This is a genomic window from Pseudomonadota bacterium (genome assembly GCA_030860485.1).
In the GTDB taxonomy this organism is placed as follows: Bacteria; Pseudomonadota; Gammaproteobacteria; order JACCXJ01; family JACCXJ01; genus JACCXJ01.
Genome location: JALZID010000258.1, coordinates 1 through 17,374 on the forward strand (window position 1 = coordinate 1; position 17,374 = coordinate 17,374).

General features: G+C 63.8%; 16 protein-coding genes and 1 pseudogene. 6 read left to right on the forward strand and 11 right to left on the reverse strand.

The genetic code is table 11. From position 1 onward, the window contains the following. Positions 1–160: 160 nt before the first annotated feature. From M3461_15870 to M3461_15880, 3 genes are all read right to left on the reverse strand, one after another. Entirely contained in the window at positions 161–358 is a 198-nt protein-coding gene (locus tag M3461_15870) for a YHS domain-containing protein (protein ID MDQ3775713.1), read from the reverse strand. Between the two features lie 240 nt (positions 359–598). After that, positions 599–1,033, reverse strand: coding sequence for a PA2169 family four-helix-bundle protein (locus M3461_15875; GenBank protein ID MDQ3775714.1), 435 nt, complete (start codon positions 1,031–1,033; stop codon positions 599–601). 91 nt (positions 1,034–1,124) lie between these two features. After that, a complete protein-coding gene (locus tag M3461_15880) occupies positions 1,125–2,009 on the reverse strand; it encodes a hypothetical protein (protein MDQ3775715.1) in 885 nt (294 codons plus the stop codon). 770 nt (positions 2,010–2,779) lie between these two features. Here M3461_15880 and M3461_15885 point away from each other — a divergent pair. The 6 genes and pseudogenes from M3461_15885 (at position 2,780) to M3461_15910 (ending at position 6,851) form a co-directional block, all read left to right on the forward strand. Continuing rightward, complete coding sequence (locus M3461_15885) at positions 2,780–4,279, forward strand: cytochrome B6 (protein ID MDQ3775716.1); 1,500 nt, start codon at positions 2,780–2,782, stop codon at positions 4,277–4,279. Between the two features lie 132 nt (positions 4,280–4,411). Next, positions 4,412–4,615 (forward strand): annotated as a pseudogene (locus tag M3461_15890) (alcohol dehydrogenase catalytic domain-containing protein). A gap of 233 nt (positions 4,616–4,848) precedes the next feature. Continuing rightward, positions 4,849–5,058: a hypothetical protein gene (locus M3461_15895; protein MDQ3775717.1), complete on the forward strand. Its 210-nt coding sequence runs from the start codon at positions 4,849–4,851 to the stop codon at positions 5,056–5,058. 179 nt (positions 5,059–5,237) lie between these two features. After that, positions 5,238–5,492, forward strand: coding sequence for a hypothetical protein (locus M3461_15900; GenBank protein MDQ3775718.1), 255 nt, complete (start codon positions 5,238–5,240; stop codon positions 5,490–5,492). Between the two features lie 238 nt (positions 5,493–5,730). Further along, positions 5,731–6,114, forward strand: coding sequence for an OsmC family protein (locus M3461_15905; protein ID MDQ3775719.1), 384 nt, complete (start codon positions 5,731–5,733; stop codon positions 6,112–6,114). A 197-nt stretch (positions 6,115–6,311) separates the two neighbouring features. Continuing rightward, positions 6,312–6,851 carry a bacterioferritin gene (locus M3461_15910; protein ID MDQ3775720.1) on the forward strand — a complete coding sequence of 180 codons (540 nt, stop codon included), beginning with the start codon at positions 6,312–6,314 and terminating at the stop codon, positions 6,849–6,851. A 244-nt stretch (positions 6,852–7,095) separates the two neighbouring features. Here the strand turns inward: M3461_15910 and M3461_15915 are convergent, their stop codons facing one another. The 8 genes from M3461_15915 to M3461_15950 all read right to left on the reverse strand — a co-directional run bounded on the left by M3461_15915 (position 7,096) and on the right by M3461_15950 (position 17,369). Next, on the reverse strand, positions 7,096–7,743 hold the full coding sequence (locus M3461_15915) for a hypothetical protein (GenBank protein ID MDQ3775721.1): 648 nt from the start codon (positions 7,741–7,743) through the stop codon (positions 7,096–7,098). A 242-nt stretch (positions 7,744–7,985) separates the two neighbouring features. Further along, on the reverse strand, positions 7,986–8,993 hold the full coding sequence (locus M3461_15920; GenBank protein ID MDQ3775722.1) for a lysophospholipase: 1,008 nt from the start codon (positions 8,991–8,993) through the stop codon (positions 7,986–7,988). Further along, positions 8,923–9,327 carry a hypothetical protein gene (locus M3461_15925; protein MDQ3775723.1) on the reverse strand — a complete coding sequence of 135 codons (405 nt, stop codon included), beginning with the start codon at positions 9,325–9,327 and terminating at the stop codon, positions 8,923–8,925. Before M3461_15925 ends, M3461_15920 begins: the two co-directional genes overlap by 71 nt. 13 nt (positions 9,328–9,340) lie before the next feature. Continuing rightward, complete coding sequence (locus M3461_15930) at positions 9,341–13,672, reverse strand: EAL domain-containing protein (GenBank protein ID MDQ3775724.1); 4,332 nt, start codon at positions 13,670–13,672, stop codon at positions 9,341–9,343. Between the two features lie 153 nt (positions 13,673–13,825). After that, on the reverse strand, positions 13,826–14,773 hold the full coding sequence (gene thiD, locus M3461_15935) for a bifunctional hydroxymethylpyrimidine kinase/phosphomethylpyrimidine kinase (protein MDQ3775725.1): 948 nt from the start codon (positions 14,771–14,773) through the stop codon (positions 13,826–13,828). 46 nt (positions 14,774–14,819) lie between these two features. After that, positions 14,820–16,049, reverse strand: coding sequence for an argininosuccinate synthase (locus tag M3461_15940; protein ID MDQ3775726.1), 1,230 nt, complete (start codon positions 16,047–16,049; stop codon positions 14,820–14,822). A 40-nt stretch (positions 16,050–16,089) separates the two neighbouring features. After that, positions 16,090–16,920: an alpha/beta fold hydrolase gene (locus M3461_15945; protein MDQ3775727.1), complete on the reverse strand. Its 831-nt coding sequence runs from the start codon at positions 16,918–16,920 to the stop codon at positions 16,090–16,092. An 8-nt stretch (positions 16,921–16,928) separates the two neighbouring features. After that, the gene (locus M3461_15950; protein ID MDQ3775728.1) at positions 16,929–17,369 is read right to left on the reverse strand and encodes an NUDIX hydrolase; all 441 of its coding nucleotides are present in this window, start codon (positions 17,367–17,369) and stop codon (positions 16,929–16,931) included. Positions 17,370–17,374 lie beyond the last annotated feature (5 nt).

Here is a 17,374-nt window from a genome sequence, read left to right on the forward strand (position 1 = left end):
TCAACGCTTCGCCGCAGCCGTCACCGACTACAACGCATGACTCGGGGCCAGTGTGGTTGGCTAAACCTTCACTGTCGGAGACTTTCACTCCTTCACACCTTGCCGGTTTCCCCGGCGCACCCTAACGCAAAAAATGGCATCCTAAGGGCGCCCCAAGGGATTAGAGTGTGCGACGCATAAACGGCCGGCTAGCAGGACCGTCGCTTTCCGCGTATTCACGACACGGCTCGCGCACCTCCCACGGCACGTACGGCTCCGGATCCCGATCGAACTGTTTCTTGCAACCCTCTGAACAGAAATAAAAGGTCTTCCTTTGATGCGCCGACCGGCCGGCCGCATTCTGCTGGTTCACCTGCATCCCGCAGACTGGATCAATATGCGTCATCATGCCTCTGCTCCTCTGATATGATCGACAAAAGCATGGCTCAATCGATCGTTCCAACCGGCAACCATTAAGCCTGGCGCCACGGCGCCGAAACGCCGTGGCGCCTAGCCGTAGACGCCAGCGTCACTGATAATAGTTAGGTGTCTAGATTCGCGATACCACTTCGGGTCAATCATTGTTATTGAAGCTAGGTGCGTTTCCTCCAGATTACGCTTAAAGTTTTGCCAGCAACCCGTCGAGTACGCCTATGTGCGCCTGCTGCTGCGCTGCCAGGTTGCCGATCAATGGCTTCACTTCGTTTGGCAAGGTGCCGCTTTGCAACATGTCTTCACAGTCTTTCAACCCACTCTCCTCGCCCTCCTTCAAGGCCTTGAGCGCGGCCTTATCTCCGAAGAGTTTGGCCGTTGCCATGACGATCTTCGACCACGTACCCCAGGCGCCGGAGTCGTCTGCAGCGGCCCCCCCCGTCCGTTGGATTTCGGTCTTGAGTCGATCGGCGGCCTGTTGATGATCGCGCAGGATCGAGGATAGTTGTTGAAACTCCGTTTCCTGCCCGAACTCCGCCCGTTCTTTTTCCAGGGCCTGTCGGTAGGTCTCTATTGCCGACAGCTCACCTCGCAGAAGCTTGTTCATGTCGTCCGCGTGCATATTGTCCTCCAAAATAACCAGTCATTGATGGTCCGCTAGCGACCGGGCTATGCGTATGCATATCCGCCGTGTTCCTCTGCGGTAACGTATTTTAAGGGGTGACCACTGGTCTTCGCGGTGCGCCTATCGCCCCACCGCACCCCGCTGCAGCGGCGCCGAGTAGTAGCGCAAGGAATCCCCAGATGGAACCCTTCGCGACTGCTTCCGCGGTTGCGTCCGCCACTTGGCGCGTCTGCTGCGCCGCCTGTGTCGTAGCCCGCTGATAGGTCTCTGTCCAATTATCTACGGTCTGCGCCGCCTCCGCCGGGCTCATGTCGGTGCGCGCTACCAGGACATTGATGGCCGCCTCCCGATCGACCTCCGAGGTGACTGCTTCGCCGCGACGAACGAGCCGCTCCAATACACCCTCGAACTCTTCATCGCTCATCGGGGGATTCTGGGCTGCACCCTCGGCTGCCTGCTTCCCTTCCCGCTCCAACGCCTCCGGCCGCAACTCGGGCTTGCCTGTCTGGCGCAATAATTCCCGGGCCTCCTTTCTGATATCGGTCCAGGAAATATCCGCCTCCGACAACAGCTCCTTGGCCGCGCCGGCCATATGAGGCGCTACCGCCGCGACTCCGCCGCCGATGAGATTGACAGCCCCGCCGAGCACCGCGCCGACCGCCGTCCCAAGGAAGTATAAGAGCAGCAAGGTCGAGAGGCCCCAGGTCAGGAGTCCATGGATCATTCCGTCGGCGGGGCGCGGGATACCGGCGAGGCGGCCGGCGATCCAGCCCCCGATGAAAAGCGCGATAAAAGTCGATATCATCCACCAGACACCGGCGGCGATACCCAAGCTCTGCGCACCCGGCGTTTCGCCACCTAAAGGATCGATCGTACTGGCGCCGATCCCCGCGCCCAACGTATTCAAAAGGAACTGAACGCCAAGCGCCAGAATAACGCCGGCAAAAACAGCCGCCCAGATGATACGGCTCATCGATACCCCATACGCCACGTTTGTTTCGGTTACCGCGACTAAAGGGTCTTGAAGGACGCTGTTTGGCTCCCTCCCATAATAACGGTTATTCTCTGCCATGATTACATTCTCGTAATGAAAAAAACATACTACAATGACTACGCCGCGTCGCGATAAAGCCCCCCAACCGCCGAGTCGGGTAACGGTTTTTCCCGCCCATCGGGGAGAGTAGGGGTGTCATCGCATAGCCGCATGATAAGGCACGACCCATGCCTATCGCATAAGAGCTGATATTCCAAGGCTTATTTGTATGGACTCAGCCGTCTCTTGTAATATCTGCACAGTGCCTGTAAAACTTACGTATCGTAAGCGAAAGAAACAGGGGCTGCTATTTGAAATTCGGTCCGCATCCGCCATTGTAGAATTTCCCGAATCAGTGGTTAATCCTTACTGACGAAGCGCGGATCGATTCCGGAATGCTTGGCGCTTTGTCCATTCAGGATCAGCGGCTTAGGCTGCTACTGAGGTGTGGTACAAAGGTTGCCGATGAGACCCACGCCGTAGGCTAGTTCTGGTCATCTGTATATACTATGGGCACGTATATCACGTATATAGGGGCTTGTCAATATGTTAACTTATGCCGCCACATATAGACATCTGTTGTTGAACGACCTGCTATAAAGGTTCTCGCCGCACCGGGGGTAGACGAGGACCAACCAACGCCTAACGAGAAGAGGATTAGTGACATGCCAGTGCAACTCAGACGTATCGCCGGAGTAGGACTTTTTGTAATGAGCCTCGGGCTAGCCGTCTCAGGGGCGCAAGGAGAGAGACAGGCTCGAGAGAAGAAACCTGACGATGCCGTTGCCGAGGCACAAACCTCGCGTGAGGTTCCCATCGAGCGGCCCGAGCAGAAAAAGACCGAGCATGATCGCGCGGATCTCTTCGATGCGCCTAAGGCCCCACCGTCCTCTCCCATCTTCGAGGACCAGCCAAAGGAAGGGCGGATCTCGGGTTTTGATTTTTACCGGGATCCGTTAAATGCGGATAAGCCCAACCAGGACCCCGGCGAGATCGTGAAGAAGGAGAGCGCGAACAAGGCCAAGGTCATGACGGCCCAGCGGGAACTCTTGGAGCGCCGCTATGACCTCGATCCCAAGCTCGATCCCGAGGCTAAGATGTCGCGGGGCAAGCTCCTGGCGGTGGGCCCTACTGCCCGCCTACCTGAACGCGTGAGCTGGGAGCGGGTCGCCGCACTCAGTCCCGAAGAGATAAAGAAGCAGGGCGTTTTCCCCTACCCCTCGCTGCCGCATCCGCTGCACTCGAACGGGGGCCAGGTCTTCCCTGACATGCAGATCGATATGTTTCCACGGCTTGAGCGGTTCGATGTGGAGTTCGACCTGCCCGAGGCCTTCCTGCCCGAGTTCCCGCCGGCTATTTTTCTCCAGAACCGTCCGGAGCTCGGCGATGTCTCTCGCGGTGAGGTCATCTCCATCAATAACTATTACCGTCTGTTCAAGGATATTCTGACACCTGTGCAACTCGACGGGCTCCGGCTGCTACTGACCCCCTTCCCGCAAGAGGAGTTCAATCCCACAGACGACCGCAAGAGCCGCGAGCCGAGCCTGGGCGTGACCTGTCTCGACTGCCATATCAACGGCCATACCACGGGACAGTTCCACTTGAATCCGGACAACCGCCCTCAAGAACGGCGCTTCCGCCTCGACACCACGAGCCTGCGAGGGATGTTCAACCAGCAGATCCACGGCTCCAAGCGCAGCCTGCGCTCGGTCGAAGACTTCACCGAGTTCGAGCAACGCACCGCCTACTTTAACGGCGATCCCATCCATGCGATGAAGAAGGGCATAAACATCCTGGACCGCATCCAGGTAAGCCACATGGCGCAGATGCAGAACATGTTCGACTTTCCCCCGGCACCCAAGCTCGACCCCATGACCGGCCGGCTCGATGCCTCCAAGGCGAGCGAGGGTGAGCTGCGGGGTGAAAAGATCTTCTTCGGCAAGGGCCGGTGTGCCGACTGCCATAGTCCGCCGTCCTACCTCGACCACCAGATGCATGACCTGCACCTCGAACGCTTCCTCAAGGACGAGCCCGGCGATGGACCGATCAAGACCTTTACCTTACGCGGGATCAAGGACAGCCCGCCATACTTGCACGATGGCCGGGCGCTCACCCTCGAGGATACAGTGGAGTTCTTCAACTTGGTGATGCAGCTTAGGCTAGCCCCAGAGGAGAAGCGGGACCTGGTCGCCTTTATGCGCCAATTATAGGGAAGACGCTACAGAAGCGACGCTCCATACATACACTTACTCACTCTTCGCCTGCCGGTGGCGATTACGTTTGGCGGGGCTTCCCATCGGAGCGAAGCACAGGAAAACAATTTAACGAGAGGAACAACATTCATGAGAGCACTCGTCTGGCACGGCAAAGAAGATGTCCGTTGCGATAAAGACGTCCCGGATCCGAAGATTGAGGACCCACGCGACGCTATTGTTAAACTCACGGCGACTGCTATCTGCGGTTCAGACCTCCACCTCTACGATGGCTACATGCCGACGATGGAGAGCGGCGACGTGCTCGGTCACGAGCCGATGGGCGAAGTCATGCGCCAACTCTGAGATGAAGATGCGCAACGACGCGGCATGCACGGCGTGTCTCCGTCGGGGCTAATTTTCGCCGCGAGCCGGAGCGAGGAGCCCGGGCACGGCCCAACGGCCAAGACCCAGGGCACCAACGGTTGGGGGCATCGTGTTTTCACCCTTAGTTTGACCACCATAACGGAGTTTATAAAAAACTTCATCTACTTTCCGCCGTGATCGTCGGCTTGTTGGTAACCGGTGTGCAAGCCGCCGACCCGGAGTTCAAGAACGAATGCACCATGGGGCTGGCGATGAAACACATCCCCACGGACTGCTCGGTGATGTGGAAGTCCGAGAACGGCAAGACGTATTGCTTCGGAAACGAAGAGGCCAAGTCGGAGTTCCTCAAGGACAAGGAAGGCAACCTCAACAAGGCGGAGGTCTTCTGGTCGCAGCCGGAAGCGCATTGACTGGAAGCCGCAAGGGAGCCCCAGAGTTCGGTACCCCCCTGTGCCGCCCGATGAGATCTCGCCAGCCTGTACCCGAAGTGCTTGAACCTGTCGAGTCTTGCGCGGCGGGCTCGTCAGGTGCTTGGGGTGGCGACCGCCGTGTTTTCGTGTATGCTGCCACGACATCGACGGAGGGTTCTATGAAACGATCTGATCTACTTTGCGCTGCTGTCCTTGGCATGATCGCGGTGGCTGTCCAGGCCGCCGAGCCTGAGTTCAACAAGGAATGCGCCATGGGGCTGGCGATGAAGAAGCACATCCCCACCGACTGCTCGGTCACCTGGACCTCCGACAAGGGCAAGGTCTATTGCTTCGGGACCGAGGAGGCCAGGAACGAGTTCCTCAAGGCGCCGGCGACCAATATCGCCGGGGCCGAGACCTTCTGGTCACCCTAGACGCATCGATCACAGGATCCCGGCAGGGGCCCAGGCCGTGGCCCCTTCGGCGCCTTTTTGATCCCTCACCCTAGTCCTCTCTCGGCAAACGGGTAGAGACCTAGATCCCGAGGCGCTTACGCTTGCGCCAGAAGGTCGTGCGGCTCCTCCTCGCGAGCTTCGCGGCGCGGACCTCGCCACCGCTGTCCTGCAAGACGCGCCGGATCCACTCGCCGAGACGTACCACGAGGAGAAACGCATGTCCGCCAATACACCGACGATCGTTGAGGTAGAAGAAACCCTGACCGGGCGCTACATGCAGACCACCCGCACGGGCCACCATGCCCTGACCGTGGACGAGCCCAAGGCCGTCGGCGGCAACGACGCCGGCCCTGGCCCGTACGAATATCTCTTGATCGGGCTCGGCGCCTGCAGCCTCTCGCACCTGAAGATCCATGCCCAGGACTGCGCGGATTGCGAGACACGAGAGGGCAGCGTGGACGAGATCACCCGCGAGATCAGGCTCGAGGGCGATCTCACCGAAGAGCAGCGCGAGCAGATCGCGAACCGCTGCCCGGTGCACCGCACGCTCACCTCGGAGATCAAGGTGCATTCGTGCTTGTCTGACGACGCAACCGCATGAACGGGGTACCCTTTGTCATCGAAGGATTGGCGCCGGCCACAAGCCGGGGTGCGCTCCAGGTAACCAATAACCGCGGCCGCCGATCCAGGAGCGCTCGGCTGGTGCCCACAGCGCACACTACTGCTGCTATTGGTTCCAACCCGCGGGGCGGCGGTGCATACTGTACCCTCCTGTCCCGATCACCAAAGGAGGCCATCGTGGGTAAACAACCGTTTCTCACCGACATCAAGACCCTGCGTGAGCGCGCCCGGCAGCACATCGAGCAGGGCGCCGTCACGGCCGGCTACAAGGCCGACCGCGGCGCCGTACTGAAGCTCCTCAACGAGGCGCTCGCCACCGAGATCGTCTGCGTACTGCGGTACAAGCGCCATTATTTCATGGCCTCGGGCATCAATGTCCAAGGGGTGGCGGCGGAGTTTCTACAACACGCGAACGAAGAGCAGGCGCATGCCGATCAGATCGCCGCGCGCATCGTGCAGCTCGGCGGGGAGCCCGATTTTTCACCCGATGGGCTTCTCACCCGCAGCCATTCGGAATACGTCGAGGGCACCTCGCTCGTCGCGATGATCCAGGAGGATCTGGTTGCCGAGCGCGTCGCCATCGACAGCTATCGCGAAATGACCGCTTATCTCGGGAACGACGACCCGACCACGCGCCGCATGCTGGAAGGGATCCTGGCAATGGAAGAGGAGCACGCCGACGACCTCGTGAGCCTGCTGGAGGATCTGGGCGGCTAGCCCGGCCCGCGCCAACGGGAAGCGAGTGAGCAGGGCGTTCCACGCACTAACAGCTCCGGTTGTCGTTCGATCGGCGGCTGAACGGTGCGCACCCCTAACGTTTTCCGAGGCATGAGGTAGGGTCATGACGCAAAATCGGCACGCGATGGATACTCTACGATGGCATCGTGAATCGCTGGCGGTATGGCGCTTGGGGAAACCGGCGCAGGCATAACGGTACGTGAGACGTACCCCGCCGTGCCGGCTAATCCAGCCCTTCGGATGTCTCGCCGATCATGAAATGAAACCCATCGGTCCCACAGCGCCTTTCCAGTTGCGTTACGATACGTCGCCGCATTGACAGTGAATCGTGGGGTCCGGATACGTAGAAAGGCTTGTCATCTTGTCCGAAAGCGAATTTCACCGGGCAGGCCGCAGCATCGACATCGCCGAATATCGCCTTCGCAATCCTATAGTCGACGTGCGGATCGAAACCCAGGTCACGCGCGTAAGCCACCGCCCCTTCAACCAATTTGCGCGCGTAAGCGGGATGTTGCTGTTCATAGCCCTCTTGGGTAGCGCTGAAGATGCGCTCCAAGGCCCCTTGGTACTCGCGCGTTTCCATGATCTTATACAAAGCATTTTTTACACCCAGGCAGAATGTATCGACCAGGAAACCGGCCATTGCGTAGCGAGCATCCGGCAGGCGGCGGCTGAACCACACGTGGCCAATCCCCAGCTCGAACAAGTTACACGGTGCCAGGACGTCCACGACCGGCGCGCGTGATGCGGCCGCCCAGTCCCGGCTGAAGCTCAACAACGCTCCCAATCGGCCGCCCGTAGTCCTCTTATCGTTGCGCTTCGTGTTCTTCTTCGTCCGTTTCTTCTGCAGTGCATTCTCACTCAGTGCCATTTTCGGGAGCTCCCAATCGACCTATGAACACGACCAAGTATACCTTCCCCCGTGTGGCGTGTCGGCTCCGTCATCAGCTCACCCCCTAGCAAGCTCCAGAACCGCATGGCGTTCCTCCATCAGCCCGAGTAGTCTGGATCTTCCGAATAGTACCTACACCATGGTCGTCGATCATATTCTGTGTCGCCACTGCCCCTCTCGAGGTCAACCGTCATCGACCGAGTGCCGCGACTCGTGCGCGGTCATTTGCTTAGGTCCGCCCCCCGGGGCGGCGGTCCGGCAAGCCTCAAAGGCTCTCGGGGTCCGTCCCGCCATTCCGATCCGGAGGGCAGGGCGGCCTGGTGATCGAACAGCCACGTGACGATGTCGCGGAGGACCACTTCCGCCCCCAGATCGCGGGTCAGCATGTGATAGCCCTGGGGATAGAGCGCGGCGCGCCAGCGGACCTGCGGGCGGCGCGGCAGTAACTCGATCAGGGTATCGAAGGACCGCTGTGGGATCAGCTGATCATGGGCCCCGTAGAGAATGAGGCTCGGCAGCTTGAGGCGAGGCAGGGCGCCGAGGGCGGTATCCATGAGGTCCACGAGCCCCGCCACGGCGTCGACGCGGGTTGCCTTGATGACCAGCGGATCACGGGACAGCCGCCACAGGGCGTCGTCGTTGCTGGACGCGCGGATCTTGAGCGCACGGCCGGTCAACTGGAGCCAAGGCCAGGTCCGGAGCAACAGCCACAGCGAGCCCCGAATAAAGGGGTTCATCAACTTGCGTCCCCACACCGCCGGGGCGATCAGGACCACGCCGTCCACTGCGGCCTGATAGGTCCCCGTGACGCTGGCGATAGCCACCGCGCCGCCCATGCTCTCTCCGAGCAGATACACGGGCAGACCTGGATATTCTCGTCTCAGCAAGCGGCTGAGCTCTGCGGCGTCCCGCGCCAGGGGTTCGGTCCCGGCCCACAACCCGCGATGGACCGTTGTCCCGAACCCACGCTGGTCGTAGGCATAGGTGGCGACGCCATGCAGGGCGAGATAAGGGCCAACGGCGGTGAAAGAATCCCGGTATTCGTTGAAGCCGTGCAGCGCCAGGACCACCGCGCGCGGCGGATCCGGTGGCTGCCACGACTGGAGGGGCAGGACATAGCCGTCGGCCATGACGGCGTGCGAGGTATCGAGCGCGGGCTCATGGGTCTCGGGCGAGAGCGGGACTTGCAGCGGTCGCGCGCAGGACAGGAGTCCCGAAAGAAGCAACACCCACGCGAGGCGCGCGGCAGGTGCGGCGCGCCCTTGGCAGCAACGCGTATTCATAGGCGAGCCGCAGCAAGACCTCGCCGTACTCGATCTCGGGGCCATGGTCCTCAATGCCACGACCGGCTGCGCATAGAGACGGAAACGGTCTTCCGCCAGGGCCCGGTGCAGGCGCGGGGATCCATTGCATCTCCCCCTGGCGCTGCCGGAGCTCCACATCGCTCGCGGCGTAGACATGCACGCGGTTGCGGCCCCTGTCCTTGGCGGCATAGTAGGCGCGGTCGGCCGCGCTCATGATCTCCGCGAGCGTGTCCCCGCCCGCGGGGATGGCGACCAGCATGATGCACACGGGTTCAAGGGTCCGGGAGCGGCCCGGGGTACGCGATCGCGTAGCCCTGGGCGTAATCGACGCCGATCGCCCGCAGCCGCTCCAGGATCGGCTCCGTCTCCACCGACTCAGCGATGGTCTTGATCCCGAGTACCTGCGCGACTTGCTGGATGGCCTGCACGATGGCGAGATCGAAGCGATCCTGGGCAATGTCCTGGACGAAACGGCCGTCGATCTTGAGATAGTCCACCGGCAGAGTCTTGAGATAACCGAAGGAGGACAACCCGCTGCCGAAGTCATCGAGCGCGAAACGACAGCCGCGTTGCTTGAGGGCATGCATGAAATTGAGCGCATGCTTGAGATCGGTGATGACCGCGGTCTCCGTAATCTCGAAGCAGACCTGGGAGGGCCCCGCTCCGCTACCCTCCAGTTGCTCGGTCACGTAGTCGAGGAAGCCCGCATCGCCCAGGGATTGCCCGGAGACATTGATGCCGTAAACCGCCGAGTCGCGGTGGGCGCCTAGGTTCGCCAAGGCCGTTTTGATCACCCACCGGTCCAGCGCCTGCATCTGCTGGTAGCGCTCGGCGGCGGGGATAAAGGCCCCCGGCAGCAGCACGCCCTTCTCATCATCGGTGAGCCGCAGCAATACCTCCTGATACTCGCCGTCGCCGTCGTGGTCCCCAAGGGCGCGAATGGGCTGAGCATACAGCCGGAAACGGTCCTGGGCGAGGGCCTGATGGAGGCGCGGGATCCATTGCATCTCCCCCTTGCGCTGCGCCAGCTCCTCATCGCTCGCCGCATAGACATGCACGCGGTTGCGGCCCTTGTCCTTCGCGGCATAGCAAGCGCGGTCCGCCGCGCTCAGCACCTCGGGAAGGGTCTCCCCGCCATCGGGGATCGAGACCAAGCCGATGCTGACACCGACGGTAAAGCGCTTGGCCTCCCAGACGAAGTCGAACTCCTGCACCGCTTGCACCAGCCCCCGCGCGATCCGCAGCGCCTGCTCCGGCGCACAATGCTCGAGCAGCACGCCGAATTCATCGCCACCGAGCCGCGCCAAGGTATCGCGTTTGCGCGTCTTCGCCTCGAGCACGACGGCGAGCTGGCGCAATAGCTCATCGCCGGCCCTGTGACCCGCGGTGTCGTTGACGAGCTTGAACTGGTCCAGATCCAGATACAGCAGAGCATGCGGGTCCCGGGCCTCGGCGGTGCCGAGCACGCGCTGGAAGCGGCGTTCGAACTCACCGCGGTTGATGAGCCCGGTGAGGCGGTCATGGGTGGCCTGATAGCTCAGCTTCTCGGCCTCCTGCCGGCTACCGGTGACGTCCTCAATGGCGAGCAGGATCAACGACGCGCGGTTCGCGCGGTACAGCCCGCGGGCGTTGAGGAGCATGGTTTTCTGACCGATCCGGGGGAAGTCATGCTGAACCTCCAAACCCTCGAAGGCCGTCTCTCGGGGTAGGACCTCTTCCAGCAGTCTGCGCAGCGCGGGAATGTCCCACTGCTGGTCGCCCAGGTCATAGACGAGGCGCTCTTGCGTTTCTGCCGGTTGGACTCCGAACGTCCGGTAGAAGGCCACATTCGCCGTCACCACCCGCAGCTCCCCGTCGAGGATGATGAGCGGTTCGCGCACGGTCGCGACGATGGCCTCTGCATAGTCGCGTGCCTCGCTGGCCTCCTCCTGGCTGCGTTTCAAATCCTCGATATCGAGCAGCACCAGTACGGCCCCATCGATCTTGTTGTCGCCGGTGCGGTAGGGATGGACGCGCAGCGCGTAGCGGCGGCCTTCCCGGTCCCGGACCTCCCGTTCCCGGGGTTGCACCTGGTCGATCACCTCCGCGATCAGCGCTTCCAGATCGGGCACGTCCACGTTGGCCTTGAGATCCCCGATGGGCCGGCCAAGGTCGGCGGGCAGGAGGTTCATGATCTTGCGCGCGGGCGGGGTCAGCCGCCGGATCCTCAAGTCCGGCCCCACCATGACCACCGGGATGCTGGTGCTCGCGAGCAGGTTCTGGAGGTCATTGGTGGTGTGGTTGAGCTCCAGGTTGCGGTGCTGGAGCTGCTCGTTGACCGTGGACAGCTCCTCGTTGGTCGATTGGAGCTCCTCCTTGGCGGTCTCGAGCTCCTCGTTGGTGCTCTGCAGCTCCTCGTTCGAGGACAGGACTTCTTCGTTGGCCGAGCGCAGCTCCTCGTTGGCGGCGTCCTGCTGCTCGACCAGCGATTGCAGGTACTCGCGGGTGGAGGATAGCTCCTGGCGGAGCCGCGCGGTCTCGCCCCCCGGCTCGGTGAGCTCCTCGCGCCCCGCCGGGGTCGCCACATTTGCGGCCGGACGAGGCCTCGGATGGGACCACCGGTAGAGGCGCGCGCGCCATCCGGAGGGCTCCTCGGGCGGCCGCTCGAGCCCGGGGGCCGGCTTCGGTCCGCCGCCTTCCTCGAAGAGCACGAGGCAGCATTGCGCCGCCGCCTCGCGCGGCCGCACCGGCAAGACCTCGATCGCGACCTCACGCACCCCCTGCTCGTCGTGCAGGCGGAGGCCTTCCCGGCGCACGGTCTCGCCGCGCGCGATGGCCTCGTTCACGGCGCTGCGGAGCTCTACGAACAGCCCCGGGCGGGCCATCTTCAAGAGGTTCATGGTCGGCTCCCCCGGCGGCGCCTCCAGGTAGGGACCGGTGCGCCCCCGAAACTGCAGGATGTCGAGGTGCCCGTTGACGAGCACCCCGGGCGGGGCGTAACGGCTCAAGAGCAGGCGATCGGCTTCCTTCTGGAAGTCGGCCGGGGTCGAGCCCGGCGCGCCCGCCCGCGGGCCGGCCGCGCGCGGCGCCTGGTGGTCCTCGATCGCGAACTGGACCAGCGGCCGGCTGCCCGTGACCTGCTTCGCATAGATCTTGTTCGCCCGGTCCGTCACCTGGAACAGCCCGTTGAACTCCCCCACCGTCTCGGCAGACCCCAAGACCAGGAATCCCGGCACGTTGAGCGCGTAATGGAAGGTCGGCAGGACCCGCCGCTGCAGCGCCGGGGCCATGTAGATCAAGACATTGCGGCAACTGATCAGATCCACGTGCGAGAACGGCGGATCGGCGGTCAGGTTCTGGCGCGCGAAGACGCAGCTATCGCGGATCGTCTTGTCGATCCGGTAGAGATGGTCTTCCTTCTTGAAGAAGCGCTGCAGCCGTTCGGGTGTGAGCTCGGCCTCGATGCTCTCGGGATAGAGCCCGGCGCGCGCGCGCTCCAACGAGCCGGGATCGCTGAGATCGGTGCCGAAGATCTGGAACGGGTGGCGCACGGGCTTATCGTCGAAGAGCTCCCAGAGCGCGATGGCCAGCGAATAGGCCTCCTGGCCCGTGGAGCACCCCGGTACCCACAGGCGCAGCGGCGCGTCCCGGAACTTGGCTTTCAGGATCTCCGGGAAGACGCTGGTTTTCAGGGCCTCGAACAGGGCCGGGTCCCGAAAGAAGCTGGTCACGTTGATGAGGAGGTCCCGGTAGAGCGCCTCGACCTCGGGAGCATCCTGCTCCAGCCGCCCGACGTAGGACGCGAGCGAGGACTCGCCGTGGAGCGCCATGCGGCGCAGGATGCGCCGGCGGATCGTGGTGTCGCGGTACTGGCTGAGATCGACCCCGGTGGCGGCCCTGACCGCGCCGAGCACGCGCCTGAAGTGGTCCTCGCTCTCGGGCGGCGGCGCCTCGACCGGGCCCGGCGCGAGGTAGGGGTGGGCGCCGATCTCGGCGAGCCGGTCTCCGATCTCCTCGGGCGGCAACACGAAGTCCACCGCGCCGCTGCCGATGGCGCTGTGCGGCATGCCGCCATGCCGCGCCGAGCCCGGCTCCTGGGCGAAGGTGATCCCGCCCACCGTCTTGATCTCCAAAAGCCCGAGCGTCCCGTCCGAACCCGTGCCCGAGAACACCACCCCGATGGCCTGGGCCTGCTGCGCCAGGGCGAGCGCGCGCAGGAAGTGATTGACCGGCAGGTGCGGACCGGGCGCCTCTCCGCGCGGGGTGATCTGGAGCGCGCCTCGGGCGATCGCCATGGTGGTGTTGGGCGGGATGATGTAGACGTGATCGGGTTCGACCGGAAGCCCCTGGCTCGCCTCGATGACCGGCATCTGGGTGGCGCGGGCCAGGAGATCGGTCAGCCGGCTCTCGTGGCGGGGATCGAGGTGCTGCACGAGCACGAAGGCCATTCCGGTGCGCGCCGGCAGATGGGCGAGGAGCTGGGTGAAGGCCTCGAGGCCCCCGGCGGAAGCGCCGATCCCGACGATGGGGAAAGGGCTTTCCGCCCCAGGCTCGCCTTGGGGCGAGGCCTCGGGTTGATCAGGCGGGGTGTGGTCCCGAGTTTCCCCGAGGGCGTCCGGTGACATGGGTGTCCCCTGCTAGTGCGAGACCGCAGTATGATACCCCCGGAGTTGCCACAAACGGTTACCGGCGGCCTGGAAGGCGCTCACGGCCTGTGACAAGACCAGCGGCACGCGGGCGATGCGCGCGGGGATCTCCGTCTAAGCGCGCAGCGGGGCTCAAAGACCGAACCCGTGGTCCAGGGGGGTTACGCCGGTGCCGAACCCCGGTGCATGGCGGATCGCCTCCAAGACATAAGCGCGCGCCCGCCGCACCGCATCTTCGATCCCCATCCCCTGGGCAAGGCCGGTGGCGATCGCCGAGGCCAGGGTGCAACCGGTCCCGTGCAAGGGCCCATCAATAGCACCGCGGGCGCCTGGCCGCGGCTGCGCATGGGTACTGGCGCGCGGCGGCGCGCTCTTGCTGTCGCCGTGCAGGCACGGATCACCGACACGCCGGCGTCCGTCCCGAGGCGGGCACGGCACTTGGCCCCCACCCTCCAGGTGTCGGGATCCATCCCCGAGGCGCGCGTGCTCGAACATCTCTGTCCCTGTGGGAGCAACCAGGACATCGCGGACCGTGGGACCGGGCAAGTGCCCGCCCTTGACCAGGACCGCCGCGGGTCCCAGCGACACGAGCCTGCGCCCCGCCTCGACCATGGCCTCGCGTCCGTCGATGCGCATCCCGGTGAGGACTTCGGCCTCGGGGACGTTGGGGGTCAAGAGGGTCACCCGGGGAAACAGGCGTGCCGTGAGGATCCGCACCGCATCCGGGTCGAGCAACTGCGTGCCCTCGTGTGTCCCCATCACCGGATCCGTCACCACCGGGATGCCTCGCGCCTTCTCATCCAGCACCGCGCACACCGCGTCGATCACGCCCCCGTCGCACAGCATGCCGGTCTTGATGCAGTCGGCACCGATATCGTCCAGGACCGCGATCATCTGCTTCGCCACGAACGCCGCTGGGATCGGCAGGACATCGAGCACCCCCAGGGTGTTCTGGACCGTGAGTGCCGTGATCGCGGTGGCGGCGTAGCCACCGAGTGCGGTGACGGTCTTGATATCGGCCTGGACCCCGGCTCCGCCGCCCGAATCGGAACCCGCGATGACGAGCACCCGGCCTTTCATGCTCCTACTCGAGGCGTAAGCGTATGCCCTTGTCTGTCTCGCGGTCTCATTCCGATCCCCTTTCGGTCCGGCACGGCGAGCGCCGTGCCGCGATCCGCATCCTAAGCGCACTGAGCTTGATGAACCCACCGGCGTCGCGCTGATCGTAGGCGCCCTGGTCGTCCTCGAAGGTCGCGACGCTCGGGTCGAACAGGCTATCGGTGTCCGAACGCCGTCCGGCCACGATCACGTTGCCCTTGTAGAGCTTGAGGCGCACGACACCATTCACGCGTACTTGGGATGCGTCGATCATCTCTTGCAGCATGCGCCGCTCGGGGCTGAACCAGTAACCGTTGTAGATGAGCGAGGCATAGCGCGGCATCAGCTCGTCCTTCAAATGCGCCACCTCGCGATCGAGCGTCAAGGATTCGATGGCGCGGTGTGCCTTGTGCAGGAGGGTGCCGCCCGGGGTCTCGTAGCAACCGCGGGACTTCATGCCCACGTAGCGGTTCTCGACCAGATCGAGACGTCCGATCCCGTGCGGGCCGGCAACGCGGTTGAGGGCCGCGAGCATCGCCCCCGGCGCCAGGCGCTGCCCGTCGAGCACCACCGGATCGCCGCGCTCGAAACCCAGCTCCACGTAACGCGGCTCATCGGCCGCGCGCTCGGGCGAGACCGTCATGCGCCACATATGGTCCTCGGGCTCGACCCACGGGTCTTCGAGCTTGCCGCCCTCGTAGGAGATGTGCAGGAGATTGGCGTCCATGGAGTACGGCGGTTTGGTACCGCTCTGGGCCTCGACCGGGATGCGGTGCAGGCGCGCATAGGCGAGCAGCGACTCGCGCGAGCCCAATTCCCATTCCCGCCACGGCGCGATGACCCGGATGTCGGGCCGAAGGGCATAGGCCGACAGCTCGAAACGCACCTGATCGTTGCCCTTGCCGGTCGCGCCGTGGGAAATGGCATCGGCACCGGTCTCGTCCGCGAGCTCGCAGAGGCGTTTGGCGATGAGCGGCCGTGCGATCGAGGTGCCGAGCAGATATTCCCCTTCATAGAGGGCATTGGCGCGAAACATCGGAAACACGAAGTCGCGCACGAACTCCTCCTTGAGATCGTCGATGTAAATCTCTTTGACGCCGAGCGCCTGGGCCTTGGCCCGCGCCGGCTCCAACTCCTCGCCCTGGCCGATGTCGGCCGTGAAAGTCACTACTTCGCAGCGGTAGGTCTCGGCGAGCCATTTCAGGATGACCGAGGTGTCCAGGCCGCCGGAATAGGCTAGTACGACTTTTTTTACCACACGATTCCTCCAGGATGAAAATGTCGATAAAAGCGCGCGATCATGCCCGATGCGAGGATGACTCGTCCGCGAGGAAACGGCTGGAGAGCCCGAGCCTGGCGCTCGCCAGGAATCCCAGGACGGCGGCGAGGAAGTCCTCGGGCGCTTCGACATGGAGCCAGTGCCCGGCCTCCGGCAGGGTCACAAGCTTCGCGTTCGGGAAGCGTGCGACGACCGCATCCCAGTGTTCGGGCGGGACATAGCGCGAAAGACCGCCGGCGAGAAAGCAGGTCGGACCCGGATACGTGACACAAGCGTCGAAGGCCGGAAATCCCACGAGCGAGTCCATGTTCGCGGCGATGGCCTCGAGGTTGACGCGCCAGCGAAACCCGTCCCCGTCGCGTTCCAGGTTCTGGAGCAGGAACTGCCGCAGGCGTTCATCCTCGACGGTTTGCGCGAGGGCCGCATCGGCCTGGGTGCGGTCCCGGAACGTCGCGACCGGCAGTGTCAGGAGCGCCGCGAGGAGCCCATCCATATGACGCCCATAGCCCACCGGCGCCATGTCGGCGACGAGGAGCGCGCCGACTCGGTCGGGATAGCGGAGCGCGAAGGTCATGGCGACCTTGCCCCCCATGCTGTGACCGAGCAGGGCCACCCGCGCCATGCCCTGCTTGTCGAGCAGCAGCAGAACGTCCTCGGCCATCTCCTCGTAGCGCATGCTGTCGGCGTGCGGGGAGCGTCCGTGGTTGCGCAGGTCGACGACTAGGACCCGGTATTTGACCGCCAGGCGCCGGGCCATAGGGCGCCAGTTTCCGGTGGACCCGAATAGACCCGGGAGGATGACGAGCGGCACCCCGGCCCGGAAAACCTCGTAATGCAGCGCGAGCGGCATGGGGCGCCTCACAGCCGGTCCGCATTGAGATAGGCGCGCGGCCAGATCCCGAAATAGGCGATGTCCTCGTCGATCCCGTCCATGACCGGATAAGCCCGATAGTCATCGCGCCCGACCCAGGCGTAAGCGCTGTGCTCGTCGTTCAGGCTGACGACGCCGCCGTGCCAGCGGTAGTGAAACAGATGGATCTCGAAGACGCCGCCATAGCACGTATCCCGCACCGGGCCCAAGCGGTTCACGAGCAGGATCCGGCAATCGTCCCCGATCTCCTCCTGGATCTCGCGCAGCGCACAGGCCTCGGGGCCCTCCCCGGGCTCGATGTGGCCGGCCGGAAAGCCCCACAGACCGGCACCGAGGCGGGCGCCGGCGGCACGCTTGAGGAACAGGAGCGCGTTGTCCCGGTTCTCGAGGAGGCTGATCGCGAAGCGGCCTTCCGTCTTGCGCACCATGCCCC